The following is a 26,625-nucleotide window of genomic DNA, read 5'->3' as shown; positions in this document are numbered from 1 at the left end:
TTTCTCTCAAACGACGGCGTCTATTCGGTCTCTTGTCGTTTGGCGGCCTGCCAGTGGTGCTCCATCTCTTCCAGGGTGGCGCTACCTGTCGGGCGCTGCTCGGCACTCAGCGCGCGCTCGACATAGCGAAAGCGCCGCTCGAACTTGGCGTTGGTGCCGCGCAGGCACGCTTCCGGATCAAAGCCCAGCGTGCGGGCTAAATTGGCCGTGGCAAAGAGTAAATCGCCGACCTCCTCTTGGGCGTGCTCGCGATCGTTTTCATCGAGGGCCTGTTCGACTTCGTCGAGCTCTTCGCGGATTTTTTCGATGACGCCGCGGGTATCCGGCCAGTCGAAGCCCACCCGGGCAGCGCGCTTGGAGAGCTTGTTGGCGCGGTTGAGCGCAGGCAGCGCCAGCGGAATATCGTCCAGCGCCGAGGCGGTGCTTGCCGGGCGCCCGGCGCGCTCGTCGGCTTTTAGCGACTCCCAGCGGCTCTTTACCTGGCGCTGTTCGACCTCTTTGGCGCTGACACCGGGCGGGCGGCGCGAGGCCAGCGTGCCTTCCGGGAACACGTGGGGGTGGCGGCGAATCATCTTGGTGGTGAGCACATCGACGACGTCGTAAAAATCGAAACGCTGCTCCTCGGCGCCGAACTGGGCGTAGTAGACGACCTGAAAAAGCAGATCGCCAAGCTCACCGGGAAGCTCCTCATACGCCTGACGCTCGATGACATCGGCTACTTCGTAGGCCTCTTCGATGGTGTGTGGCACGATGCTTTGCCAATGTTGCTCGATATCCCAGGGGCAGCCTTGATCCGGGTCGCGCAGCACGCGCATCAGGGCGAGCAAATCATTCAGGTCATAGCGCATCATAGGCCTCCTTTCGCGGGCTTTTCCGGGTCCGCGTCGCGCAGCCGGCGCACTTCGGTCACGTTGGGAAGCTGCTGGATGCGCGAGAAAAGCCGCCCCAGGGTTTCAAGGCCGTCGACTTCCAGGGTAATACGCAGGCGAGCAATGCCCTCGTCGGTATCGGTCAAGGTATTGACCGACAGCACGTTGACCTTTTCGTTGCCCAGTAGGCCGGTCACGTCGCGCAGAAGCCCCGAGCGGTCCCAGGCCTGGATCTCGATGGCCACCGGGTAGCGGGTATGGGCACGCTCGCCCCACTCTACCTCGATGATGCGCTGGGGCTCTTCCATGCGCAGTTGCAGCACGTTGGAGCACTCCTGGCGGTGAATGGTGACGCCCCGCCCCTGGGTGATGAAACCGAGGATCGGCTCGCCGGGCACCGGATTACAGCAGTTCGCCATGCTGGTCTTGAGATTCCCCACCCCAAGCACCGTGATATCGCTTTGAACAGCCTTGCTGGGCTGGCGGCGCGGCTTGGCCAAAAGCCTTTCCAACTGCTCCTGATCGTCGCTTTCCCCGAACAGCTGCTGCGCCTGGTGGAGCACCTGGCCGATACGCAGGTCGCCGGCGCCAAGGGCTGCGTACATGTCGTCGGCATTTTGGTAGTTGACCGCTTCAGCAAGCTTTTGAAGGTTCAGGCCGTCGACGTCCAAGCGCTTCATCTCGCGCTCGAACAGCGCGCGGCCCTCTTCCAAATTCTGGTCCCGCGCCTGGTGTTTGAACCAGGCCTGAATCTTGGCCCGCGCGCGGGAGGTGCGTACGTAGCCAAGGCTCGGATTGAGCCAATCCCGGCTCGGCCCGCCCTTGGTGGCGGTCAGAATCTCGACCTGCTGGCCGGTTTTCAACTTGTAGTTGAGCGGTACGATCCGCCCGTTGATTTTCGCGCCGCGGCAGAGGTGGCCGATCTCGGTATGCACCCGATAGGCGAAATCGATCGGCGTGGCCACACGGGGTAAATCGATGACGTGGCCATCCGGTGTGAAGACGTAGATGCGGTCCGGGGCGACATCGCTCAAAAGCCCCTCGCGCAGATCACCAAAGCCGCCCACTTCGTCCTGCCACTCGAGCACCTGCCTAAGCCAGGCGATCTTCTCTTCGTAGCTGCCGCTTTTGGCGTTGGTGTCGTGGCCCTTGTAGCGCCAGTGGGCGCACACGCCAAGCTCGGCTTCGTCGTGCATGCTAAAGGTGCGGATCTGAATTTCGAGCACCTTGTTTTCCGGGCCCACGACCGCGGTGTGCAGCGACTGATAGCCGTTCTTTTTGGGGTTGGCGATATAGTCGTCGAACTCGTTGGACACGTGGTGCCAGCGCGAGTGGACGATACCCAGCACGGTGTAGCAGTCGGTCACCGCAGGCACCAGAATGCGCACCGCCCGCACGTCGTGGACCTGGGAGAAATCGATGTGCTTGCGCTTCATTTTGCGCCAGATCGAGTAGATATGCTTGGCGCGACCTTTGACATCGAAGCGGTTGATATTCTGCGCGCGCATCAACGACTCGAGCGTTTCCACCACGTCCTGAATATAGCGGTCCCGGTCCAGACGCTTTTCGGCCAACAATTTGGCGATGGTTTTATAGTCGTTTTCATGAAGGTAGCGAAACGAGAGATCCTCGAGCTCCCACTTGATTTGACCGATGCCTAAGCGGTGCGCCAGCGGCGCGTAGATATCGGCGACTTCACGGGCCACCTGCAGGCATTTGTCCCGGGGCGCATCCTTGACCTGGCGCAGCGCGCAGGTGCGCTCGGCGATCTTGATGAGCGCCACGCGCACGTCGCTGACCATGTTGACCAGCATCTTACGCAGGTTCTCCTGCTGGTTGTGCTGGCTCATGGCCTGGTGAGAAGCCAGCGGATAGCTAATGGCAGCCATTTGCAGCACGCCGTCGATCAGCGTGGCGGCCTCTTCACCAAAGCGCTTGGTAATCGCCTCCAGGCTCACCAGCCCTTCGCGCACCGAGCGGTAGAGCACCGCCGCTTCCAGCGTGGCCTGGTCGAGCTTCAAATCCGCCAGAATATCCGCCATCTCCAAGCCCATACGAAAACTGGCGCCCGGCGAGAGCCACACGCGGTGCGTTTGCGGTGCCTGGCGCTCGAGCACTTCGGCAAGTTCGCAGGCTTCGACCAGCCGCTCGGGTTCCGGCAGGCGCACGCTCTCTTTCAAGCGCGTCAACCACTGCTCTATATCCACCTTGCCGCCTTGCGTCAGCGGCTGGTCTTCACGCACTTTCACCATGGCAATGACTCATCCTTTCAACTAACGGCGCTTTACCCCGCGTTTAGGTAAAGCGCCAACGGTGGCTTAGCCTGCGTACTCGAACAGCACCAGCGTCTCGATATGGGCAGTATGCGGGAACATGTCCGCGACGGTGACGTCGGTGATCCGATAGCCCTTTTGCAAAAGCGTGGCCGCATCCCGCGCAAGTGTCGCCGGGTCGCAGGCGATGTAGGCCACCTGCGCGACTCGGCGCTCGCCCAGAGCGTGGCAAATGGCCTCGGCGCCGCCCCGGGGCGGGTCGAGCACCACGGCGTCGATCGTCTCGCCCACGTCGAAGAGTTCGCCAAGGCGCGCGACTTGACTCAAATCCACCTGCCGGGCGGCGATATCGAGCTGATACCGCTCGGCGTTGGTCGCGATACGTCGGACCATCGCGGCACTGCCCTCGGCGGCGAGCACCCGAGCACCGGCAACCGCCAGGGGCAAACTAAAGTTACCGATCCCCGCGAAGAGATCAAGCACACGTGGCGCGGCTGATGATGCCAGCGTCGGTGTCAGCCACTCGATCACCCGGTCGATCATCTGCTGGTTGACCTCGGCGTTGACCTGCAAAAAATCGCCGGGGCTGAAGCCCAGCGCCAGGTGCGCAGGCGCATCTGGCGATTTCAATCCAGCGGGCAGGCTCAGCGTGTCCTCGAGGGTGGGGGCCTCGCCATACCACTCGAGCACCGGCTCTTCGCGGCCTACCCAGGCACCTACGCTGACGCCCTGTTCACTGGCGAAGGCCTGCCACGCCTGGACGTCATGAACGTTGGCCTTTAACTGGCGGACAAGCACGACCGGCTTGCCGGCCGGCTTGATGAGCTCGATATGACCGACCTGCTTGGGGGCATCGAGGGTTTCCAGCAATGCCTTGAGCGGTGCGATCAGCGCAGAAAGCTCGGGTACGAGCACATGGCAATGATCGATATTCACCAGCCGGTGACTGCCCGCCGCGCGAAAACCCAGCAGCACGTTATCCTGTGAATCCAGCCGCACACCGAGCCGTGCCCGGCGCCGGTAGTGCTCTGAAGAGCCGTCGAGCGCGTCGATCCGGGCAAGTTCGACCCCCTGGCGGGCGAAGAGCTCTTTGACCACTTGGCGCTTGTGTTCGCGCTGGGCGGCCAAATTCAGGTGCTGAAGATCACACCCACCGCACCGCTCGTAATAAGGGCACGGCGGGGCCACCCGGCTCTCGGCGCTGGTAAGGCGCTGCTTTATATGCGCCTCGTCAAAGCGCTTACGCTCGATATGCACGGCCGCTTCGACCTCTTCCCCGGGCAGCGCCCTGTCGACGAACACGGTCTTGCCCGCCGCGCTATGGGCGATACCGCGCCCGTCGTGGGCCAGCCGGTCGATGATCAAGGTGTTACCCTCGGCGCCTTTGGTCGGGGCACCCGGTGGCGTACGGGCAAGCCCGGAGTGGCCCGACTTGGGCCGCGGTGGCCGCTTTTTACCCAGCATGATGGTTATCCAAAACGGTTTTCAAAAACAGAGAATCCTTACACATTTACTTAAGCCAAGCGCTACTGCGCGGGCGCATAAAGACCGGTGGACAGGTAACGATCGCCCCGGTCGCAGACGATGAAGACGATCACCGCGTTCTCGACCTGCTCGGCGATGCGCAGCGCCCCGGCAAGGCTTCCTCCAGACGAGACCCCGGCCAGAATGCCTTCTTCCCGCGCCAGCCGGCGCATGTGCTCTTCCGCCTCTTGCTGGCCGATATCCAACACGGTATCCACCCGGGGGGCTTCGAAAATGGCCGGCAGGTACGCCTCGGGCCAGCGGCGAATACCGGCGATACTGGCGCCGTCTTCCGGCTGCAGGCCGACGATCTCGATCGCGCTATTTTGCTCTTTTAGATAGCGTGATACGCCCATGATGGTGCCGGTCGTGCCCATGGAGCTTACGAAGTGAGTGATCTCGCCACCGGTTTGCTGCCAAAGCTCCGGCCCGGTGGTACGGTAGTGGGCCAGCGGGTTGTCCGCGTTGGCAAACTGATTGAGCGGCTTGCCTTCACCCTTGGCGATCATCTCATCGGCGATATCCCGGGCTTCCTCCATGCCACCCTTTTGGCTGGCCGAAATCAGCGTGGCCCCGTAAGCGGCCATGGCTTGTTTACGCTCGCTGGAGGCGTTTTCGGGCATGACCAGCACCATATTATAGCCCTTGATGGCCGCCGCCATGGCCAGCGCAATGCCGGTATTGCCCGAGGTTGCCTCGATCAGCGTATCCCCCGGGGCGATCTCACCGCGGGCTTCGGCCTCGGCGAGCATCGAAAGCGCCGGGCGATCCTTTACCGACCCCGCCGGGTTATTGCCCTCGAGTTTGGCCAGCAGCGTGTTGTTGCGTCCGGCGCTGATACGCGTCAAACGTACCAGCGGGGTATTGCCAATTACATCTTCAAGCGCGGGATAGTCCATCATGCGTTCCTTATCGTCACCTTTATACGGCATTATATCGGGGCTGCCTGTGGCTGGACAGGCAACCCACCGAATCAATGAGTTTCTTACATGTCCTTGAATACACGCTTGCTGCTGGCCCTGTTGGGCATTCCGCTACTGGTTTATACCGCCATGGCGGTCTTTTTGGTGCTTCAAAACGGTACGACTCAGCAGCGCGTTTTCACCGAGCGTTTGGTGAGTGCCAGCGAAATACTCGCGCCGGACTTAAACGATGCCATGGCCGAAGGGGACGAGCCGCGCCTGGAACGCCTGGCGCGCCAGTTGATGGAGTACAAGAACCTGCACGCGCTATCGCTTTACGACGAGCAAGGCAACCGGGTGCTGATGCTTGGCCGCCCGATGCCCGCCGCCCAGCGCTTGAACGTGCCTCGCACTACCCGTCTCAATCATGACCAGGAAGTTTGGCGTTTACAGATGCCGCTGACCGCCTACGCCGGCCCCGAAACCGGCGGGGAGTCGGGGAGCGGCCGCTGGCTCGAAGCCGAGGTCAACACCCGGGCGCTGACGCTGGAGCGCTACAAACTGATCGCTACCCTAAGCTTTGGCGCCATTTTACTGGGGCTTTTGCTGCTCTCCGCCGCGCTTTCGATCAGCCGCTCGATCATCCGCCCGTTGGAGCGCGCCAACCAGGCGCTTTACCGGCTTTCCCACGGCGACTACGGCCGCACGCTGGCCATGCACGAGGTAAGCGAATTCAACGAATTGGGAAAAAACATCAACGTGCTGGGCGAGCATCTTCAGCACTATAGCCGCGATATGCAAAGCCAGATCGAACACGCCACCCAGGAGCTCTACGAATCGATAGAAACCGTCGAGGAGCAGAGTATCAAGCTCGACCTGGCCCACCGAAGCGCCCTCAAGGCCAACGCGGCCAAGTCGGAATTTCTCGCCAACATGAGTCACGAAATCCGCACGCCGCTCAACGGCATTATCGGTTTTTGCCGCCTGCTGGGCCGCTCGCCGCTGGATACCCGCCAACAGGAGTGGCTTGGCCAGGTTCACTGTGCGTGCGAAAACCTCATGGTGCTGGTCAACGACGTGCTCGACTTCTCCAAACTGGAAGCCGACCAGTTGACCCTGGAAGAGCGCGAGCTCGATATCGCAAGCGTAGTGGACGAAGCGATTGGCCTGAACGCCCCGGAGGCGCAGCGTAAAGAGCTTCACCTGGTGGGGCTTGCCTACGATGATATTCCCACGCCGCTTTGCGGTGACCCGCTGAGAATCCAGCAGGTCCTCAACAATTTGATCAGCAACGCCCTGAAATTTACCTGCGAAGGTGAAATCATCGTGCGCGCCAGCCTCGAGCGCCAAGAGGGTCAGCACGTCGTACTCGCCATCAGCGTAACCGATACCGGCATCGGGCTGAACGATGAGCAGCAGCAAGGGCTTTTCGACGCCTTTACCCAGGCATCGCCCAGCCACTCCCGGGAGTACGGCGGCAGCGGCTTGGGGCTTAGTATATGCCGCCAGCTCGTCCAGCGCATGGGCGGCGAAATAGGCGTGGAAAGCGCCCAGGGCCAGGGCGCGTGCTTCACGTTCACCCTGGCGCTGCAGGCGCATGCCGCGACACCGCAAGTTCCGCCGCTCGATTTGAACAACAAAGCCGTGCGTCTACACGAGCCCCACCGCCTTAGCCGCTTTGCGCTGGAGAACTGGCTTATAAACTGGGGCGCGCAGCCGGTCTCGTTTGTCGATGCCGGTGACGAAGCACTTCTGATACTCGCTTTGGGCCCTGCCGACTTCATCAACGAGCGCCAGGCCTACTGGCAAGCGGTGATCGAGCAGGCAAAGTGCCCCACGCTGATACTCGCCCTAGGCCCGCCGCCGGATACCGCGACCTGGCACATGCCCTACGGCGGCGATATCGTCAGCAAGCCGATTACCCGCCAGCGAATGATCAACGCACTGGCGCATTTGCTCGACCCGCCCACGGTGCCGCCCTTGGCGGTTGAGCCGCCGGCCGAGCGCCAGGCGCTGGACGTGCTCATCGTCGACGATAACGCCCCCAACCGGGCGCTGCTCAAGGCCATTTTAGAGAGCGAGCGGATACAAATCACCCTGGCCGCTAGCGGTAAGCAAGCGCTTGAATACGCCCAGGCGGCGCCCTTCGATCTGGTGCTAATGGATATTCGTATGCCAGGCATGGACGGTGTTGAAACCACCCACGCACTAAGACGCTTGAAAGGCGCCTGGTCACGCTGTCCGATCATCGCGGTGACCGCCCAAGCCCCGGACTCACAGCGCCAGCGCTGGCTAGCCCAGGGCTTTGACGACGTACTGGTCAAACCCGTCGACGAGGCCGCGCTGCACCGGCTATTCGAGCGCTTTTTAGACATGACCCTGGAAGACACAAGCCAATTGGCGCTGCAAAGCACCGGGCAAGCGCCGGCCGATGCCCCTCAACCAGCGCCGCTCGCGGTCGACCTGGCCCGGGGCAAACGTTTGGCCGGGGGCAGCGAGGCGCTGGCCGTTACCCAGCTGATGCGCCTGATCGAGAGCCTGCCCGCGGCCAAAACGCGTATTGAAGAGGCGCTCGCCCAACAAGATGACGCGGCGCTTTTAGAGGAGGCACATGCCTTGAATGGCGCGTGCCGATACTGCGGCACCCCGGCGCTTGGCGAAGCGGCGGACGCGCTTGAAAGCGCACTGCGCGATCACCTCGCGGCAACTCAGGAAACGACAAACAGCGCCGCCCTCGCAACGCAGGTGCAGGCGTTTTTAAGCGCGATCGATACGCTCATGAGGTATCGCGATACGCCGGGCTAGCGCTCCAGCACCACGAACGCCAGCGCATACTCGGTTTCGTCGCTTAGCGTGATATGCGCCGTTTGTGCACCGCTTTGCTCGAAAAGCCGCTGCGCTTCGCCACTTAGCGAAAGCGCGGGCTTGCCCAGGGCGTCGTTGAGCACCTGGATCTCGCGCCACTGCATGCCGGCGCGAAGCCCCAGCCCCAGCGCCTTGACAAACGCCTCCTTCGCGGCAAAGCGCTTGGCAAGGTACGCCACCGGGCGGTTTTTTTCCAACCAGCGGGCGTGTTCGTCCGCGCCCAAAATACGTGCGGCGAAACGTTCGCCGTGACGCTCGATCGCCGTTTCAAAGCGCGCGACCCGAGCGATGTCCGACCCGATACCGACAATCACGGCTTAGTGCCCGCAGCAGCCGTCTTCATGGTCGTGGCCATGATCATGGGCGTGCTCGTGTTCGTGATCGTGGCTATCCAGTGCGGCCATCAGCCCGGCCTCCTGGCCGGCGATGATCAGCCGCTTCATCTCGGCGACCGCCTCTTTCAAGCCCACGAACAGCGCCCGCGCGATGATCGCGTGGCCAATATTGAGCTCGTTGACGCCGGGCAGCGCCGCGATGGCTTCGGCGTTGTGGTAGTGAAGGCCGTGGCCGGCGTTGACGACGAGCCCAAGCGATACCGCCTGCACTGCGGCCGCGTTCAAGCGCGCGTATTCGTCATTGGCCGCCTGCGAGCCCATTACCGCCTCGGCAAAGGCTCCGGTATGAAGCTCGATGGTCGGCGCGCCGGCGCGGTGAGCGGCGTCGATTTGCGCGCTATCCGGGTCGATGAATAGCGACACGTCGCAACCGGCCTCACCCAGACGCTGGCAGGCAGCCTGGACCTGCTCGAAATTTCCCGTCACGTCGAGCCCGCCTTCGGTGGTCAGCTCTTCGCGCTTCTCCGGTACCAGGCAAACGTGGGCCGGGCGCAGCTCTTCGGCAAGCGCGAGCATCTCCTCGGTCACCGCCATCTCGAGGTTCATACGTGTATTGAGCACCTCGGCAAGCAGGCGCACGTCTCGGGGCTGAATGTGGCGGCGGTCTTCGCGCAAGTGCACGGTGATGCCATCCGCCCCGGCCTCTTCGGCAAGCAGTGCAGCCTGTACTGGATCGGGATAGCGCGTCCCCCGAGCCTGGCGTAGCGTGGCAATGTGGTCGATATTGACACCGAGTAAAATCCGCGGTGGGTGCATAGCGCTCTCCAGTGCGAGGTCGTTCGTTTCGATAGCCGCGCTGAGCGGCTATCTATTAACAGAATGTTGAAAGCGTTTAACGGCGCAGCGAAGCGTGGTCTGACACGGCGCTCGATGGCGAAAGGTAGCCGGGTTAAACCCGCGCCCGGCGGCGAGCCAAATCGAGCATCAGCTCCCGCGAGCGCAGCGTCTTGCTGCCCAGGTGCGGGGCGAGCGCGGCGCGCATCACCTTCTTGAGCGCCCCGGCCAGGCCTTCGGGCTCCCAGTCGCCCTGGTCGAGGTAGCGCAGCACACGCCCTTCGATGCCCTGCTCGAAGGGCACGAAGGCGCGGCTTTGCGCATCGAAACGATAGCGCCCTTGAGGGTCCAGCGCCTCGCCACCCGGCGTCACGAAACGCGGCGTGGCCTCAAGCGCCTCCAACAGCGACCACTCGAAGCGACGCAGCGCCAACCCTCGCCGGGCCGGGGTGGGAAGCGCGTCGAGCAGCGCGCTATAGAAGGCGAATACTTCTTCGGCGCCGAGCTCCAGCGGCAATAGCCGAGTAGCGATCTCGTTGGCGTAAAGCCCACAAAGAAGCCCCTCCCCGGCCAATAGCGCGGTATGTCCGCGCGACTCCATTAGGGTCAGCCGCTTGAGATCACGATCGCCACGCCAGGCCACGAACAGTGGCGTAAAAGGTTGCAACCGCTGGCGGGATTTAGAGCCCGGGCGCTGGCCGCCGTGGGCCACCGCCCGGATACGCCCGTGATTGAGCGTGAGTAGATCCACCAGGGCGCTCGTTTCGCGGTACGCGCGCCGGTGGAGCAAAAAGGCGGGTTCGGCCATCGCGCCTGCACTCAATCGAGATCGTACCCCAGGCTTTTCAGCGCGCGGTCGTCATCGGACCAGCCGCGCTTGACCTTCACCCACAGATTGAGCATGACCTTGGTCCCCAGGGTGCGCTCCATATCCAGGCGTGCCTCGCGGCCGATGCTCTTGAGCCGGTCACCGTTCTCACCGATCAAAATCACCTTTTGACCCTGGCGTTCGACCAAAATCAAGGCGCTGATGTGGGTGATGCGCTCGGTTTCGCGAAACTCTTCGATCTCCACGGTCATCTGATACGGCAGTTCGTCACCCAACTGGCGCATGACTTTTTCGCGCACCAGCTCCGCGGCCATGAAGCGCAGGCTTCGATCGGTAATTTGATCGTCCGGGAAAAAGTGAATGCTCTCGGGCAGGTACTTGGCGACCTCCTCCTCGAGGGTATCCACTTGGGTGCCGTGCTTGGCGGATATCGGAATGACGGCGGCGAAGTCACGCCGTGCGCCGACTTCACTAAGCCAGGGCAGAAGCGAGGCCTTGTCCTGTAGGCGGTCTACTTTGTTGACCGCCAGGATCACCGGCGCCTTGACGTGCTCGAGGCGCGCAAGCACCGCCTGGTCCTCTTCAGACCAGCGCGTACGGTCGATGATGAAGACCACACAGTCCACATCGCGCAGTGCCTGAGTGGCGGCCTGATTCATGAAGCGATTGATCGCCTTGTTGCGATCCTTCGACATGATGTGCATGCCTGGCGTGTCGACAAAAATGAACTGGGTTTCATCGACGGTTTTGATGCCCATGACCTGGTGGCGCGTGGTTTGCGGGCGCCGCGAGGTAATGGACACTTTCTGCCCCAGTATGCGATTCATGAGGGTCGATTTGCCTACGTTAGGCCGCCCAACAATGGCCACAAAGCCGCAGGTTTGACTCATGACGCGTGGTCTCCAGGATTTTTTTCAAGATGGGTGAGCGCTTGCTCGGCGGCTTGCTGCTCTGCGTGGCGCCGGCTGGGGCCCTTACCGGTCGTATGCTCGTTTAAAAGATCGATATAGCACTCGACGGTAAAGGTCTGAGCGTGGGCTTCGCCTTTGACGCAAACGACTTCGTAACGTGGCAGCGCCGCCTGACGCGACTGCAAAAACTCCTGTAGGCGAGTTTTCGGGTCTTTCTGGGTGTCCTGTAGCGAGGTACTTTCCAAACGATCCGAGTACCAGGCCAGTACGCGCTCGCGCACCGCCTCCATACCGGCGTCCAGATAGATCGCGCCAATCACCGCTTCGACTGCGTCGGCCAGAATCGACTCGCGCCGGTGCCCGCCGCTTTTCATCTCGCCGGACCCCAGGCGCAAACACTCGCCAAAAGCCATTTCACGGGCAAGCTCGGCCAGGGTCTGCCCTTTTACCAGCCGCGCGCGCAGGCGAGAAAGCTGGCCTTCGCGCGCCTGGGGAAAGCGCTGAAACAGCGCCTCGGCGATGACGAAGTTCACGATGGAGTCGCCCAGAAATTCCAGGCGCTCGTTGTTACGCCCACCATAACTTCGGTGGGTCATGGCCAGCTCCAGCAGCATGTCATCGCTAAAGGTGTAGCCGATCCGTCGGCAAAAAGCGTTCAAGGAATTACTCACGATGCTCCTACGTCTTCGACGTTAACCTGGGTGGTCCCACTCATTCGATCCGCCTTACGCTTGAGAAACTGGGCAAACCACCGTCCCAGTGCATCCACACGGCAAACGCGCGGCCGACGATGTTCTCTTCCGGTACGAAACCCCAATAGCGGCTATCGTTGGACTGATCACGGTTATCCCCCATCATGAAGTACTCGCCTTCGGGCACGATCACTTCACCCATTTGCGGACCCGGATCGCGGGGGTTGTTATAAATGGCGTGGCTCATGCGTCCTAGCCGCTCTTCTAATAGGAGCTGCTGGGGCGATGCGCTGGGCCCCTCTTCGACGAGCGTCTTGGCCACCGGCTCGCCGTTGATGTAAAGCTGCTTGCCTTCATAACGAACACGGTCGCCTGGCAGCCCGACAACGCGCTTGATGAAATTCACCGAGGGTTCGTCGGGAAAACGAAATACCATCACCTCGCCACGCTCGGGCTCGCCGATTTCGACAAAGCGCTCGTGGACGACCGGCAGACGCAGCCCGTAAGCGAATTTGTTGACCAGAATGAAATCGCCCACTTCCAGGGTGGGCCGCATGGAGCCCGATGGTATTTGAAAGGGCTCGACGATAAAGCTTCTTACCACCAGCACGACCAGCAGCACGGGAAAAAGCGAGCGCGCGTAGTCGATGGGCCAAGGCTCTTTTTCGAGCTTCTCGCGGGTGGCGGGGTCCAGCCCATCGTCTGCGGCTTGCTCGGCATTGACCACCCGCTTTTTGCGCCGCGGGCGAAACCAAAGGGCATCGAGTAAATAGATGACCCCGGTAATTACAACGGCCAGTACCAGTAGTAGTGAAAAATCCATGAGGGTGTCGTCTTCCTAGTCGTTGACCTTGAGCACAGCAAGGAAGGCATCCTGGGGAATTTCGACACGCCCCACCTGCTTCATCCGTTTCTTACCGGCCTTCTGTTTTTCCAATAGCTTTTTCTTACGACTCACGTCGCCGCCGTAACATTTGGCGGTCACGTTCTTGCGCAGAGCCTTGACCGTCGAGCGCGCCACGACTTGGCCCCCAATGGCCGCCTGAATCGCCACATCGAACATCTGGCGTGGAATCAGCTCGCGCATTTTCTCGACCAGCAATCGCCCGCGCGAATGGGCGTGGTCGCGGTGAATGATGACCGCTAAAGCGTCGACCTTGTCGCCGTTGATCAACACGTCCAGGCGCACCAGCTTGGCCTCTTCGAAACGTTCGAAGTTGTATTCCAGCGACGCGTAGCCCTTGGAGATCGACTTTAGGCGGTCGAAGAAGTCCATGACCACTTCGGACATGGGCAGCTCATAGCTGAGCTGGATTTGGCTGCCCAGAAACTGCATGTCCTTCTGGAAACCGCGGCGCTGCTCGCACTCGGTGATCACGTTACCCACGAACTCCTGGGGCACCAGAATGCTCGCCCGAACGATAGGCTCGCGCATCTCCTCGACGTCGGCCATGTCGGGTAGCTTCGAGGGGTTGGAGATATAGCGCGTGTCGCCGTTTTTCATGGCGAGCTCGTAGACCACGGTGGGCGCGGTGGTCAGAAGGTCCAGGTCGTACTCGCGCTCCAGGCGCTCCTGAACGATTTCCATGTGGAGCGTGCCGAGAAAACCGACCCGAAAGCCAAAGCCCAGGGCGTCGGAGTTCTCCGGCTCGTAATCCAGGGAGGCATCGTTGAGGGCGAGCTTCTCCAGCGCGTCGCGGAAGTCTTCGTAGTCGTCGGAGCTGACCGGGAACATACCGGCGTAGACCTGGGGCTTCACCTTCTGAAAGCCCGGCAGGCGCGCAACGTCCGGCGTTTTGGTATGGGTGATCGTATCGCCCACCGGCGCGCCGTGAATTTCCTTGATGCCGGCGACGATGAAGCCCACCTCGCCGGCGCGCAGCACGCCGGTCTCTTTTCGAAGCGGCGTGAAAATACCCACTTCCGAGGTATTCCAGTCGCGCCCGGTGGACTTGATACGAATCTTGTCGCCCTTTTTGAGCGTGCCGTCAAAAAGCCGCACCAGAGAAACTACGCCGAGGTAGTTGTCGAACCAGGAGTCGATGATCAGCGCCTGAAGCGGGCCGTCCGGGTCGCCCTTGGGCGGCGGAATGTCACGCACCAGCCGCTCCAACAGCGCATCGATACCGATACCGCTCTTGGCGGATACCTGGCAGGCGTCGGTGGCGTCCAGGCCGATGATTTCTTCGACTTCCTGGGCCACCCGGTCCGGGTCGGCCTGGGGGAGGTCGATTTTGTTGAGTACCGGCAGCACTTCCAGGCCTTGCTCGATGGCGGTGTAGCAGTTGGCCACCGACTGCGCCTCGACGCCCTGGGCGGCGTCGACCACCAAAAGCGCGCCTTCGCAGGCGTAAAGCGAGCGGGATACTTCATAGGAGAAGTCCACGTGGCCCGGCGTATCGATAAAATTGAGCTGGTACACCTGGCCATCCGCGGCGGTGTAATTGAGCGTGACCGATTGCGCCTTGATGGTGATACCGCGCTCACGCTCGATGTCCATCGAGTCGAGCACCTGCTCTTTGAGCTCGCGCTCGGTCAACCCTTCACAGGTTTGAATCAATCGATCCGACAGCGTGGATTTGCCGTGATCGATGTGAGCGATAATCGAAAAATTTCGTATATGCTTAATTTTACTGGTGTTTTCTTGGGTCATTAGCCGTTTAAATCCGGTATGAGGTCGCAACTCTGAACGATTTACCAAGCGGCGCAGATAGTCGCATTAAAAATTTGTTCGCATTGTACCGTTAGCAAGACGCGGGTGCTATGTTCATTCCAATCTCACCACTTGCGCGCAGGGCTTTCAAACGCCCGTTTACATCGTTATGCCACTGACCGTTGCCGCTTGGCAAAACGCCCCGGACAGGCCGGGGCGTTTTGATCGCATCCGCTACGCGCGGGCTTTGAACCACTGACTACTCAAGGCGAAGCGCTACGAACAGCGAACGACCTTCGCGATAGAGACGAATGGGAATGGCCCGGTCGCTGGGAAGCTCCTCGACGATGCTTTCGAGCTCCTCGGCGCTGGAAACGCTGCGATGATCGACGCTGACCAGAATATCGCCGGGAAGTAGCCCGGCTTCGGCGGCTACGCTGCCTGATTCCACCTGGCGCACTTCCACGCCGCCGCTAATGTTCAGGCGCTCCTTGAGCTCGGCTTCCACCTCGCCGACGCTGACGCCCAAACGCACCTGCTCGTCGCTGCGATTGGCGTTATCCGCTTGCCCCGCGTCGGGCCAGTCGCCCAGCTCGACGGTCTCTTCGACCTGCTCGCCGTCGCGCATCAGGGTAAGCGTTACGTCACTGCCCGGTGCTACGCGGCCGATCAAACGCGGCAGCGTGCTGGAACGGTCGACTTCTTCACCGTTGACGGCGGTAATCACATCGCCGGCCTGCAGGCCACCCTCAGCGGCTGGGCCCTGGGGGTCCAGGTCGGCAATGAGTGCGCCAATCGCATCGTCCATACCAAATGACTCGGCCAAATCCCGTGAGACGGGCTGAATCATCACCCCCAGCCAGCCACGGTTGACGTGACCATCTTCACGCAGTTGATCGGCGACGTTCATGGCGACATTGATCGGAATCGCAAACGACAATCCCATGAAACCACCGCTGCGGGTAAATATCTGGGAGTTGATTCCAATGACTTCGCCATCGAGATTGAAAAGCGGCCCGCCGGAGTTACCGGGGTTGATGGCAACGTCGGTCTGGATGAACGGCACGTAGGCATCCCGGGGGAGCGTGCGATTGATGGCGCTGACGATACCCGCCGTTACCGAGTGATCGAAACCAAAGGGCGAGCCAATAGCGGCCACCCACTCACCGACCCGCAGATCATCGGAGTTGCCCAAATTGAGTACCGGCAGGTTGTTGGCATCGATCTTTAAAAGCGCGACATCGGTTTGTGTGTCGCTCCCGATCAGCTCCGCTTCGAGCTCACGACGATCGTTCAAACGCACCAGAATTTCGTCGGCATCCTGCACCACGTGGGCGTTGGTCAAGACAAACCCGTCGGCGCTGATTACGAACCCCGACCCCAGGGACTGGCGCTCTTCGCTACGCTCGCGGCCGTTTTGCCCGCCCTGGCCCGGGGGCGAAGGGAAGTTGTCACCGAAGAAATGGCGGAAAATTTCCGGGATATCCTGGCCACCGAAGCCGCGCATATCCGGACCGCTTCGCTGAATCGTTCGACTGGTCGATATGTTGACGACGCCAGGGGCGGCGTCTTCGACCAGTTCGGTAAAATCGGGAAGGTTCTGCGCGTAAGCGCTTTGACCGAACACCAATAACGTGGCAAGGCATAGCCAAAGCGAGTAGGAAACAACCAAGCGCCTCATGGATAAAGCTCCTAATCAAACAACTGCTAACCGGGGAAGGAATTGGCTCGAAGAGCCGATGAGCAAGCCAATGACCGGCTTTAGAGCGGGCTTCAAAGGCCTGCAAATCCGTCTTACCAAACGTCGTCAAACACCCAACGTCGCTAAAAGAAATACTACTCGTCAAGCTCGATGGACTGAACGATGCGCCGCACTTGGGCAACCGGCAGTTCGCCAACGCCTATCAGTTGCCAGCGCGCATCTTCAGACTCGATTAACTCGATGGCTACCGCCGACACGCCCAAGCTGTAAGCCCCTTTCTCGAGAGCTTGATCGTCCGCTTGAGTGACAAAGACGCTTACCGATGAGAGCCCGTCGCTATAAAAGCGCTGGGCTAGCGGGTTATCGCTAGTGATCTCGGCGGGCTGAGGGACGAAGCCTTCGGGCAGCCAACCCACCTGCCAGGGGGGCTGTTCGCTGGCCGGGGCGCCCTCTTCCATTAACGGGCCGTCGTAGAGTTCCGGCGACTGTAGCTGGGTCATTTGGAAGGTTTCGACGACGCGGTCCTGGGCATCGCTTAGCTCGTGCTTGAGCAAAAGCCCCGTCTCCTCGTCCACCCACCAGGTATGGGCGTAACGATTATCGTCGAGGGGCTCGAACTGCAGCCGCGAGGCAACGCGTCCGGCAACGCGCTCTTCGTTTTCCAGCGTGACGTCGTAATAGGCTTCGACGTGCTCCGCCCAGGCCTCGGGGGTCGAGTCGATATCGAAACCGGCTTGCTCCAGCTGCGACCAGGCAAGCCGACCTGCCTGGGAGCGCCGTTCGACACTGATGGACGGACCGTCGAGGTGCTGCACGACCTGTTGACGAACCCCATCCTGAACACGGTGGGAAAGTGCCAGTGTGCGAACGCCAATACTGTCGATAGAAACGGCGCGGGCCTGGTACTCGAAACAGTGACTGGCAAGCATAGTGCGCACCAGCCACTGCTCGATGCCTTCTGGGTCCTGCGTTAACCTGGGCGTGTCGCAGGACGGGCGAGCACTTTGCCCGGCGGGCTCATCACTTGCCTGGGCGGCAAAAGAAAGCGCGCCCATCGCGATAACACCGGAACTGATCAAAAGTTTTTGCAACCACACGTCTTTATCGCTGCTCACGTTCACCCTTGAATACTCCGATTGGTCTGAACGCGTTTAGCGCTGGCCCAGCGGCTCGGCAACGGAGGATGAGCGCATTAGCGGCATCCAGCTATCGCCACTACCCGCCGCGGCGCCCTGGGCGTGCTGCTCGAGATAAGACTGCAGCAGACGAATCTGATCGGCGTCGATGGCAGTGCCCTGGTTCGAGAACGTTTGCGCTGCCGTCGAAACCGAGGGCGCCTGAGTGCCGCCAAAACCGGACTCGCTAACGTTCATGAAACCGCTACCACCGGATTGACCGTTCATACGAAAGGCGGTGGGCTCGAACATTGGCATGTCCGATGCGGGCATGGCGTTACCTGCACCGAGATTCACCGGCTGGACCTGTGCCCCACTATTGGCAGGCGCAGCGGCCAGATCTGTGGCGCCCTGAGACTCGGAAGGATTACCGTTACTATTCAAAAACTGTACGCCGGTAATCACCATGAGCGAGACAGCCGCTGCAACGCCCGCACCCCGGGCAAAAGAAACTCGGCCGGGCTTGGCCGTCACAGGCTGCTGCTCCACATCCTGCTCACCAAGCAATGGCGCAGGCTCACTTTCTAGGCGCGCCATGATACCGGCGGAAAGATCGGCGCTTACATCGACCGAGCGCTCGCGCTGCATCATGCTGCGTGCCAAGTGGTAGCGCCGCCATGTATCGGCCGCACCGGCCTCTTCGGGTAACGACTTTAACACCCGGCGCAGTTCAAGCTCGTCACTCTCACCATCCATTAACGCCGAAAGTGATTCCCGTGTGTTTAAACTCATACTTCACACCCTCACGCTGTGTTTAGAAAACGTCACAAGCCAACATTTATGTGTATGGCCGCGAGCGTTTCCACAGGCCAAAACTTGAGTTTTATGTGCACCGCCAGCTGCTTACAAAGTCGCTTGAAAAACCCGGCAGCGCATCATACTTGCCTTTTAAAGCTGGCCAAACTGGTCAACGCTTATGACGCCTTTAGCCACTGACAGTTCACTAAAAAATCAAATCACTGCTAATTTACGCCTCACTCAAACGCGCCATTTCTAATCGTCGCGGCTGTTACGCGCCGTGCTCACCAACGGGCGGATATGCTCGTCCACCGCCTCCCGCGCCCGGAATATGCGCGAGCGCACCGTGCCCACCGGGCACTGCATGACCTGAGCAATATCCTCGTACGCCAAACCGTCGAGCTCGCGAAGCGTGATGGCGGTGCGCAAATCGTCGGGCAACTTTTCGATTGCCTCGTACACCGCGGCTTCGAGCTGGTCTCGGGCGATGGACGCTTCCGGCGACTCGCTATCCGCCAGCCGCCCACTTTGGTCGAGCACCTCGGCATCGACGATATCCATGTCGCTGCCCGGCGGGCGGCGCCCGCGAGAGACCAGATGATTTTTTGCCGTATTGATCGCAATACGGTACATCCAGGTATAAAACGCGCTTTCGGAACGAAATTTACCAAGCGCCCGATACGCCTTGATGAACGCTTCTTGCGCCACGTCCTGCACCTCGGCGTGGTCGTGCACGTAGCGGCCAATCAAACCAATGATTTTATGCTGATATTTTTTAACCAGTAGATCAAAAGCGCGCGTATCGCCTTTTTGGGCACGTTCAACAAGCTGCTGGTCTGTTTCACGAGTGCCCATTCACACGCCCCTCTCGCTCGAACACCCCGTGCCGAGCCTTGATTCTTTTCGCCCTCCTAACCGGGCATTAACAGCATGCAACATAGCGTCCCTTGGGCAAAATTTAGTAAAAACGGTCGTTAACAAAGAAGATAACACGTCAGTTTGCCTCGCCGCTCGATGACAAGCGCTTGAAGGGTGGCTTTGACCCTACGCCGTTGTCCGGCGCAATAACCCGGTATAGCGGCCACCTCTGGGCAACCGCTATACCTTGTAACCTTTTCTAATCGCTATTTCTTACACCCGCCTCATGTAACTATCTATCGAAGCCATCTATTGAAACCAGGACTTGCGCCAGCCTTATGTGGCGCCCTCTTTCACCTATCGCCTGGGGCCAAGCCTACCGCCATCTCCGGCCAGTGTAAGTAAACGAGGTGCCACTGTGCGTAGTGTTACGCGTTATGCCTGGCGCATCAAGCATCTTGCCGCGCGGTCCAGAACCCATGGGCAGACACTACGTGCTTTAGCATGGTTCCGTAACAATTGATTTTTGCTCCCTTAACGCGCGATAGTAGGGCCCACTTTTTGCCCACCGCCCCATACAGGTAGCATCATGTCAGATCAAGAGGTTAGCAATCTCAACGTCCTGGCTCAGGACGTTCTCACTACACCGGAAGCGTTGAAAAGCGCCGTTCCGCTGACCGAGAAAGCCGAAAAAACCGTCGTCGAAGGTCGCCGGGTCATTCAGAACATCCTCGATGGCAGCGACCCGCGCCTTTTGATGGTCGTCGGCCCCTGCTCGATTCACGACGTGGACGCCGCCCTCGACTACGCGCGCAAGCTGCGCAAGCTTGCCGACGAGGTCAGCGATTCCCTCTATATCGTCATGCGCGTTTACTTTGAAAAGCCTCGTACCACCGTGGGCTGGAAGGGACTGATCAACGACCCGCACTTAAACGGCTCGTTTGAAATCGACGAGGGCCTGCACACCGCGCGTAAGCTGCTGGTGGATCTTGCCGAACTTGGCCTGCCGCTGGCCACCGAAGCGCTGGATCCGATCTCACCGCAGTACCTTCAAGACTGCATTAGCTGGTCGGCCATCGGGGCGCGCACCACCGAATCGCAAACCCACCGCGAGATGGCTTCTGGACTCTCATGCCCGGTCGGATTCAAAAACGGCACCGACGGCAGTCTCGACGTGGCGGTCAACGCGCTGGAATCCGTCGCCAACCCGCATAACTTTTTGGGGATCAACCAGGCCGGTCAGGTGGCGATCATTCGCACTCGGGGTAACGCCTACGGCCACGTGGTGCTGCGCGGCGGCAATGGCAAGCCCAACTACGATAGCGTTAGCGTTGCGCTGGCCGAAAAAGAACTCGCCAAGGCCAACCTTTCGGCCAACATCATGATCGACTGCTCCCACGCCAACTCCAACAAGGATGCCGCTCTGCAGCCGCTGGTACTGGAAAACGTCACCAATCAGATTCTCGAAGGCAATACGTCGATTATCGGCCTCATGGTCGAGTCGAACATCGGTTGGGGCAACCAGAAGCTTACCGATGACCTGAGCAAGCTCACCTACGGCGTTTCGGTCACCGACGCGTGCATCGACTGGGCTACTACGGAAGAAGCCTTCAAGAAGATGAACGACCAGCTCGCCCCGGTGCTCGCCAAGCGCTAATCAAAACACCCCGCGGGCAAACCGCGGGGTGTTTCATTTCGAGCCTTTCACTCCTGGGCCTTCCGGATTCACCCCTCGCCCTGTCTTGACTGTCTTAGGGGCTTATCTCACGCTTGAACGGCGGCAGCGCGTCGAGCAGCGCCTGGCCGTAGCGGCGCGTGATGACCCGCTTGTCCAGCAGCGTGATTACGCCTTCATCGCTCTCTTTACGAATCAAGCGCCCGCAAGCCTGCACCAGTTTGATCGAGGCATCCGGCACGCTGATACGCATGAACGGGTTACCTCCTTGGCTTTCGATCCACTCGGCAAGCGTTGCGCCGACCGGGTCGTCCGGCACCGCGAAAGGCAGCCGCGTGATGACCACGTGGGTCAGGTAGTGGCCCGGCAGGTCGATTCCTTCGGCAAAGCTTGCCAGCCCGAAAATGATGCTTCCCTCGCGGCGGTCCACCGCGGCGCGGTGGCGCTCTATCAATTCACGCTTGGGCAGCTCATCCTGGGCGAGCACGCGCTCGCGCACCGGCGCGGGCAGCGCTTTTGCTACGGCGCGCAGCTGAGCCCGCGAGGAGAACAGCACCAGTACGGCTTCGCGCTCCCCCAGGTTTTTGACAAACTCGACGATGGCGCGCTCATGGCCTTCGCGATCCGACGGGTCGGTGGCCTCCCGCGGGACACGAAGCGTTGCATTGGCGTAGTCGAAGGGGCTGGGTAGCGCCTGATAGCGGTAGCGATTGGCAAGCCCGGCCCGCTCCTGCAGCCGGTCAAAACGTCCAAGTGCGGTCAGCGTGGCGGAGGTCACCACCGCGCCATGGCAGCGCCCCCAAAGGTGCTTGGCCAGTGTATGCGCCGCCGATACCGGGCTTGCCGAAAACTCGATTTCCGGCTCCCCCGTCGGTTGACTCAGCGTGATCCAACGCGCACTGGGCGGCGCGTTCGGCGCGTCCTGCTCGCTCATGCTTTGCCAAAGGGCGTGCGCCTCGAGGCTTCGCCCATGCAAAAGCGCCATTAGCGGCAGCCAGCTTTCGGCCTGCTCTCGCTCCAGCCCGGTTTGCTTATCCGGATCCAGGGTTTCGCGCAGAATATCGCTAATGCTTTCGAGATTTCGCGCCAGGGTGGCAAACAGCGTTAGAAGCTGGCCAGCTTGCTCCTTGAGCGCTGCCGGAAGTTCCCCTTTTTCGAAACGAAACTGGTGAAGGGACTCCTCTTCCCCCAGGCCCCGCTCACGTCCCGCTAATTGATAACCAAGGCTGAATACGTCGCCAAGCGCAGGCTCCAACGTATGAAGCAGCTCGGGCAACCCGGCCAAAAGCCTTGCAATAGTGGGCTGCCCGCCAAGGCCGGTATTGAGCTCGGAAAGACTCGACTTCAGCGTTTTCAGCCAGCGCAAACACCCGTTGACGGCGAAGCGGTGGGCGAAGTGGGAAAGCGCCTTATCCGGCAGATGATGGCCTTCGTCGAACACGAAGATGCACTCGGCGGGGTCCGGCAAAATGGCACCACCGCCGAGCGCCAAATCCGCCAGCACCAGGTCGTGGTTGGCCACGATGATGTCGGCGTTTTCGAGCTCCCGGCGCGAGCGAAAGAAGGCACAGGCGCCAAAGTGGCCGCAGCGGCGCCCAGTGCATTGGCGGTGATCGACCGTTAACCGCCGCCAATGGCTGTCGTCGATGGTTACCGGCCAGTTATCCCGGTCCCCCTCCCACTTACCGCTGCCGTAGGCCTCGGCCATATCCGTTGCCAGCACGGTAAAATCGCTACTTTGCTCGGCCAGGGATTGCTCGAAAAGCGAATGCGTCGGGTTGGGTTCGACGCCTTCCAGGGCCTGGTCGAGGCGTGCTACGCAGACATAGCGCCCGCGCCCCTTGGCCAAGGCATACTTGAAGGCCAGCCCACTGTGGCTTGCGAGTGCTGGCAGGTCCTGGTTGAGCACCTGCTCCTGAAGCGCGACCGTGGCCGTCGACACGATCAGGCGCTTACCCTGGGCCTTGGCCACGGGCAGCGCCGAAATCAGATACGCCAGCGTTTTACCGGTACCAGTACCCGCTTCCAGCACGCAAACGTGGCGATCGCTTTTACGCTTGCCCTCGTCGTCGACCTCGATATCGCCCAGCGTGCGGGCGATTTCGGCAATCATCAGCCGCTGGCCGTAGCGCGGCGTAAGGGAAAGGTTTTCGACGACCTTTCGATACGCTTCCTGGATACTCGACTTGAGTTCGTTATCCAGCATTGCCGTTACAGCAGGCCTTCCGGCGGATGCTCGCAGGGTAGCTTGCCGTTGATGTAGCGCTCGATTTCGGGCAGCGAGAACGCATCCTCTTCACCGACGAAACTGATCGATACACCCTTGGCCCCGGCCCGGCCGGTCCGGCCAATGCGGTGAACGTAGTCTTCCGGGTCTTCGGGCAAGGTGTAGTTGATGACGTGGCTCACATCTTCGATGTGGATGCCGCGGCCGGCCACATCGGTGGCTACCAGCACCTGGATATTGCCTTCACGGAACTCCTCGAGGGTAGTGATGCGCTGATTTTGCGGCACATCGCCGGAAAGCATCGCCACGCTTACGCCTGCCTTTCTCAGCGCGGAATCGAGCTTACGCACCAGGTCACGGCGGTTACCGAATACCATGACACGCTCGAAACTCTCTTGCTGCAAAAGCTTGATCAAAAGCTGCTGCTTATCGTCATCGGAGACCATATAGACGCGCTGGTCGATATCCGCCTGGTTGTCGACGGTCACTTCGATATCGACATGGGCGGGTTTTTCCGTCCACTGACTGGCCAGGCTCAGGATATCGTCGGTAAAGGTCGCCGAAAAAAGGAAGGTCTGACGCTGCTCGGTTTTGGGCGTGTAGCGAATGATGCGCTTCACGTCCGGGATAAACCCCATCGAGAGCATACGATCGGCTTCATCGAGTACCAGCACTTCGACCTCGGAAAGGTCGATATCACGCTTTTGATGGAAGTCCAGCAGCCGACCCGGGGTCGCGACCAAAATATCGACGTTACCGGTCAGGCTTTCGCGCTGCTTTTGGTAATCCATACCGCCGACGACACTGGCCACGTTCAACTGGGTGAAGCGGGCCAGAGCCTTGGCGTCTTTCTCGATCTGTAGCGCAAGCTCCCGGGTAGGAGCGATGATCAGCGCACGGGGTGCGCCCGGCTTTTGGCCATCGGGAACCGGCTCTTCCAAAAAGTAGGCAAGGGTCGACATCAAAAAGGCCGCGGTCTTGCCGGTGCCGGTTTGTGCCTTGCCAACGATATCGCCACCCAATAGCGTCTGGCGCAGCGCCTCGGCCTGGATCGGTGTGCAGTACTCGAACCCCTGGGCGTGAATGGCACGCATCAGCGGGAGCGGCAAATCGAAGTCATGAAAGCGCCACTTACCGGCCACGGCGGGCACCTGAAACTGACGAAGGTCCCAGCCGGATTGGCGGCGGCGCGGCTTGCGGCGACGGCGCTTGGGCTTGCGGTTCTGGGCCGATGCTGTGGTCTGTTCCGACTCGCTCATAGGCTTTCTATCTGTCCATTACGGTGGATGTTAGGCATCACGACGCGCGTAGTATATCACAGGGCATCGCAATAAGAGCGCGCCCTGGCGTGTTCCCTACCCGCTTGCCTGTTAGAATGACGGCCAAATTAACGAAGGAGCGCGACATGACGCGTAAGAAAAAAACCCGCTCGCTCGCGGATAAAGTCACCATTCGTACCGGCCGGCGTAAAGATTACAAAAAGTGGCGCAAGGATAACCCCGACCAGGTCACTTCTTCGCGCCGGTTCGTGGCCAAGAAGCAGCAGCAGCGCAAGCTTCAAGCGGTGCGCAAGCTGGCCCGCCAACAAGAGGGTCAGGCTATCGAGATCCATCCTGACAGCAAGGACAAACCCTCGCCGGGGGATGACACCTGATGCGCCTGGTCTCGTTCAACATCAACGGTATTCGGGCACGCTTACATCAACTGCAGGCGCTTATCGATACCCTCGCGCCGGACGTGATCGGGCTTCAGGAAACCAAGGTACAGGATAGCGAGTTTCCCCTACAGGCGGTCGAGGCGATGGGTTACCACGTCGTTTACTATGGGCAAAAAGGCCACTACGGCGTGGCGATGCTCTGCCGCCAGGCGCCGGCGTCGGTCACCTACGGTTTCCCTGATGATGAAGACGACGCCCAACGGCGCATGATCGGCGTCACGCTAAAAGACGAAAACGGCGAACCGGTCACGATTTATAACGGCTACTTCCCCCAGGGCGAGAGCATTTCGCACCCAGTGAAGTTTCCGCACAAGGAGCGCTTTTATCAGCAGCTCGCCCACTTGCTCGACAAGCATCACAAAGCCGACGAGCGTCTGGCCATCATGGGCGATTTTAACATTTCGCCGGAAGACCGGGATATCGGCATAGGTGAGCAAAACCGCAAGCGCTGGCTGCGCGAGGGCAAAACCAGCTTTCAACCCATCGAGCGCGAGTGGCTCGAGGGCATCAAGGCCTGGGGTCTCAAGGACAGCTACCGGGTCTGCCACCCGGCGGATGCCGAGCACTTTAGCTGGTTCGATTACCGCTCCAAGGCGTTTGATCGCGACCCCAAGCGCGGGCTGCGTATCGACTATATTCTGGTCACTAGAGCGCTTGCCGACACGGCCACCGGCGCAGGCATCGACTACGAACTGCGCGCCATGGAGCGCCCTTCAGACCACGCCCCGACCTGGAGCGACTTTTCGCTGTCGCTTGCAAACTAACTAGCGCAGCGTGGCAAGCCACTCACCGGCCTCTTCATCGCCGAGCGCCTGAGCCTGCTGCCAGGCGCGCTCGGCACGTTCTTCATCGCCCCAGGCATAGGCGAGCTGACCGTAGCGGCGCCAGTCCTCGCTTTGCCCGCTTTGTTTGGCAAGCGCCTGCCAGGCATCCAGCGCTTTTTGGCTGTTTTTGGCCTGGTCCCAGGCGCGAGCCAGGCGGCGCAGGGTGGCCTCGTCGTGCTCCAGGCGCCCTGCTTCCAGCGCCTGTTCCAAATGCTCGGCGGCCCTGGCCGGTGTCCCCCCGGCCATATGCAGCTCGACGAGCGTATTGAAATCCTCGTTACTTTCAAACGCCCCCACCTGCCAGGCCATTTCCCAAAGCCCTGCGGCCATGCCCGCCTGCCCGGCCTGCTGGGCAAGTCCGGCGGCCTGGCGCCACTCATCGGCGCTGCTTTCTACGTTAAGGCCGTCCAATAGCCAACCCAGCGCCTGGTCACCTTGCTCGGCGCGGCGCAGTACGTTCAACGTTAGCGTCTGCTGCGCCTCATCGAGCGAATCCTGCTGCTCCAAAAGCGGCGTCAGGCGCTCGGCGGCGGCGTCCCACTGGTCGTTTCCAGCTAGCAGGCGCACCAGCTGCCAGCTCATCTGGCGGTCACTGTTGCTTGAAAGCCACTGCTCGTAGAGCGCAATGGCTTCAACGCGCTGCCCGGCGGCGCGCCTTAGCTTGGCCTCCTCGCGAAGCCACTGGCTTGCCTGCTCGGCGCTTACGCTACTGCGTGTCCGGGCGCGAGCCAACTGGTCCGCAGCGGCGTCAGCGTTACCCTGACGTGACAACGCCCCCGCCGCTAGTTGAAAGTAAAGCGCGCTTGCCCACTGATCCGAACGATTGCCGCCTTGCAGCCGCTCTGCCTGCCGGGTAGCCCGGGCAGCGACACTTTCCAGACGGCTTTCATCAGACTGTACCGCGTTCGAGAGCTCGCTTTGCAGCGCGTTTAAATCCTGAATGATATCGCCTGGCAACGGCTCGCTCGCTTGTGCAAAGGCGACCCAGCCGCTAAACATCAAAAGCGCTAAACGTTTCATGA

At 60.7% G+C, this 26,625-nt stretch carries 22 protein-coding genes; 4 read left to right on the top strand and 18 right to left on the bottom strand.

Annotation, left to right across the window (positions count from 1 at the left end; genetic code table 11):
- Nucleotides 1-20 precede the first annotated feature (20 nt).
- From mazG to cysM, 4 genes are all read right to left on the bottom strand, one after another.
- Nucleotides 21-848 carry a nucleoside triphosphate pyrophosphohydrolase gene (mazG, locus tag ACWFVE_RS07520; RefSeq protein WP_447528658.1) on the bottom strand — a complete coding sequence of 276 codons (828 nt, stop codon included), beginning with the start codon at nucleotides 846-848 and terminating at the stop codon, nucleotides 21-23.
- Nucleotides 848-3,121, bottom strand: coding sequence for a GTP diphosphokinase (gene relA, locus ACWFVE_RS07515; RefSeq protein WP_447528657.1), 2,274 nt, complete (start codon nucleotides 3,119-3,121; stop codon nucleotides 848-850). Before relA ends, mazG begins: the two co-directional genes overlap by 1 nt.
- Nucleotides 3,122-3,187: 66 nt before the next feature.
- The gene (gene rlmD, locus ACWFVE_RS07510; RefSeq protein WP_447528656.1) at nucleotides 3,188-4,606 is read right to left on the bottom strand and encodes a 23S rRNA (uracil(1939)-C(5))-methyltransferase RlmD; all 1,419 of its coding nucleotides are present in this window, start codon (nucleotides 4,604-4,606) and stop codon (nucleotides 3,188-3,190) included.
- Nucleotides 4,607-4,668: 62 nt separating this feature from the next.
- Entirely contained in the window at nucleotides 4,669-5,565 is an 897-nt protein-coding gene (cysM, locus tag ACWFVE_RS07505) for a cysteine synthase CysM (RefSeq protein WP_447530510.1), read from the bottom strand.
- Nucleotides 5,566-5,655: 90 nt separating this feature from the next.
- Here cysM and ACWFVE_RS07500 point away from each other — a divergent pair, with 90 nt between their 5' ends.
- On the top strand, nucleotides 5,656-8,373 hold the full coding sequence (locus ACWFVE_RS07500; RefSeq protein WP_447528655.1) for a response regulator: 2,718 nt from the start codon (nucleotides 5,656-5,658) through the stop codon (nucleotides 8,371-8,373).
- Here the strand turns inward: ACWFVE_RS07500 and acpS are convergent.
- The 11 genes from acpS to rpoE all read right to left on the bottom strand — a co-directional run bounded on the left by acpS (nucleotide 8,370) and on the right by rpoE (nucleotide 19,157).
- Nucleotides 8,370-8,747: a holo-ACP synthase gene (gene acpS, locus ACWFVE_RS07495; protein ID WP_447528654.1), complete on the bottom strand. Its 378-nt coding sequence runs from the start codon at nucleotides 8,745-8,747 to the stop codon at nucleotides 8,370-8,372. The genes ACWFVE_RS07500 and acpS overlap by 4 nt on opposite strands.
- Nucleotides 8,748-8,750: 3 nt before the next feature.
- Nucleotides 8,751-9,584 carry a pyridoxine 5'-phosphate synthase gene (gene pdxJ, locus ACWFVE_RS07490; protein WP_447528653.1) on the bottom strand — a complete coding sequence of 278 codons (834 nt, stop codon included), beginning with the start codon at nucleotides 9,582-9,584 and terminating at the stop codon, nucleotides 8,751-8,753.
- Between the two features lie 133 nt (nucleotides 9,585-9,717).
- Nucleotides 9,718-10,410, bottom strand: coding sequence for a DNA repair protein RecO (gene recO, locus ACWFVE_RS07485; RefSeq protein WP_447528652.1), 693 nt, complete (start codon nucleotides 10,408-10,410; stop codon nucleotides 9,718-9,720).
- 11 nt (nucleotides 10,411-10,421) lie between these two features.
- Nucleotides 10,422-11,321, bottom strand: a complete 900-nt coding sequence (gene era / locus ACWFVE_RS07480; protein ID WP_447528651.1) for a GTPase Era — start codon at nucleotides 11,319-11,321, stop codon at nucleotides 10,422-10,424.
- Nucleotides 11,318-12,013, bottom strand: a complete 696-nt coding sequence (gene rnc / locus ACWFVE_RS07475; RefSeq protein ID WP_447528650.1) for a ribonuclease III — start codon at nucleotides 12,011-12,013, stop codon at nucleotides 11,318-11,320. Before rnc ends, era begins: the two co-directional genes overlap by 4 nt.
- A 40-nt stretch (nucleotides 12,014-12,053) precedes the next feature.
- Nucleotides 12,054-12,857 carry a signal peptidase I gene (gene lepB, locus ACWFVE_RS07470; RefSeq protein ID WP_447528649.1) on the bottom strand — a complete coding sequence of 268 codons (804 nt, stop codon included), beginning with the start codon at nucleotides 12,855-12,857 and terminating at the stop codon, nucleotides 12,054-12,056.
- 15 nt (nucleotides 12,858-12,872) lie between these two features.
- Nucleotides 12,873-14,687 (bottom strand): translation elongation factor 4, encoded by a 1,815-nt coding sequence (gene lepA, locus ACWFVE_RS07465; protein ID WP_447528648.1) that lies wholly within the window; start codon nucleotides 14,685-14,687, stop codon nucleotides 12,873-12,875.
- A 259-nt stretch (nucleotides 14,688-14,946) separates the two neighbouring features.
- On the bottom strand, nucleotides 14,947-16,368 hold the full coding sequence (locus tag ACWFVE_RS07460) for a DegQ family serine endoprotease (protein ID WP_447528647.1): 1,422 nt from the start codon (nucleotides 16,366-16,368) through the stop codon (nucleotides 14,947-14,949).
- Between the two features lie 155 nt (nucleotides 16,369-16,523).
- The gene (locus ACWFVE_RS07455) at nucleotides 16,524-17,504 is read right to left on the bottom strand and encodes a MucB/RseB C-terminal domain-containing protein (protein WP_447528646.1); all 981 of its coding nucleotides are present in this window, start codon (nucleotides 17,502-17,504) and stop codon (nucleotides 16,524-16,526) included.
- 36 nt (nucleotides 17,505-17,540) lie between these two features.
- A complete protein-coding gene (locus ACWFVE_RS07450; RefSeq protein ID WP_447528645.1) occupies nucleotides 17,541-18,296 on the bottom strand; it encodes a sigma-E factor negative regulatory protein in 756 nt (251 codons plus the stop codon).
- Between the two features lie 261 nt (nucleotides 18,297-18,557).
- Nucleotides 18,558-19,157: an RNA polymerase sigma factor RpoE gene (gene rpoE / locus ACWFVE_RS07445; RefSeq protein WP_447528644.1), complete on the bottom strand. Its 600-nt coding sequence runs from the start codon at nucleotides 19,155-19,157 to the stop codon at nucleotides 18,558-18,560.
- 592 nt (nucleotides 19,158-19,749) lie between these two features.
- Here rpoE and ACWFVE_RS07440 point away from each other — a divergent pair.
- Nucleotides 19,750-20,817 (top strand): 3-deoxy-7-phosphoheptulonate synthase, encoded by a 1,068-nt coding sequence (locus tag ACWFVE_RS07440; RefSeq protein ID WP_447528643.1) that lies wholly within the window; start codon nucleotides 19,750-19,752, stop codon nucleotides 20,815-20,817.
- A 94-nt stretch (nucleotides 20,818-20,911) separates the two neighbouring features.
- Here the strand turns inward: ACWFVE_RS07440 and dinG are convergent, their stop codons facing one another.
- Nucleotides 20,912-23,041 (bottom strand): ATP-dependent DNA helicase DinG, encoded by a 2,130-nt coding sequence (gene dinG / locus ACWFVE_RS07435; protein WP_447528642.1) that lies wholly within the window; start codon nucleotides 23,039-23,041, stop codon nucleotides 20,912-20,914.
- A gap of 5 nt (nucleotides 23,042-23,046) precedes the next feature.
- Entirely contained in the window at nucleotides 23,047-24,321 is a 1,275-nt protein-coding gene (locus ACWFVE_RS07430; RefSeq protein ID WP_447528641.1) for a DEAD/DEAH box helicase, read from the bottom strand.
- A gap of 146 nt (nucleotides 24,322-24,467) precedes the next feature.
- Between ACWFVE_RS07430 and ACWFVE_RS07425 the strand changes: the two genes are divergently transcribed.
- Both ACWFVE_RS07425 and xthA read left to right on the top strand, forming a co-directional pair.
- Complete coding sequence (locus ACWFVE_RS07425; RefSeq protein WP_447528640.1) at nucleotides 24,468-24,716, top strand: hypothetical protein; 249 nt, start codon at nucleotides 24,468-24,470, stop codon at nucleotides 24,714-24,716.
- On the top strand, nucleotides 24,716-25,543 hold the full coding sequence (gene xthA, locus ACWFVE_RS07420; protein WP_447528639.1) for an exodeoxyribonuclease III: 828 nt from the start codon (nucleotides 24,716-24,718) through the stop codon (nucleotides 25,541-25,543). The genes ACWFVE_RS07425 and xthA overlap by 1 nt, the downstream gene beginning before the upstream one ends.
- Here xthA and ACWFVE_RS07415 read toward each other — a convergent pair whose 3' ends face one another.
- Nucleotides 25,544-26,623 (bottom strand): hypothetical protein, encoded by a 1,080-nt coding sequence (locus tag ACWFVE_RS07415; RefSeq protein WP_447528638.1) that lies wholly within the window; start codon nucleotides 26,621-26,623, stop codon nucleotides 25,544-25,546.
- Nucleotides 26,624-26,625: the final 2 nt, after the last annotated feature.

The sequence above is a fragment of the Vreelandella mediterranea genome, assembly GCF_970647075.1.
This window is presented reverse-complemented; position numbering and strand designations above follow the sequence as displayed.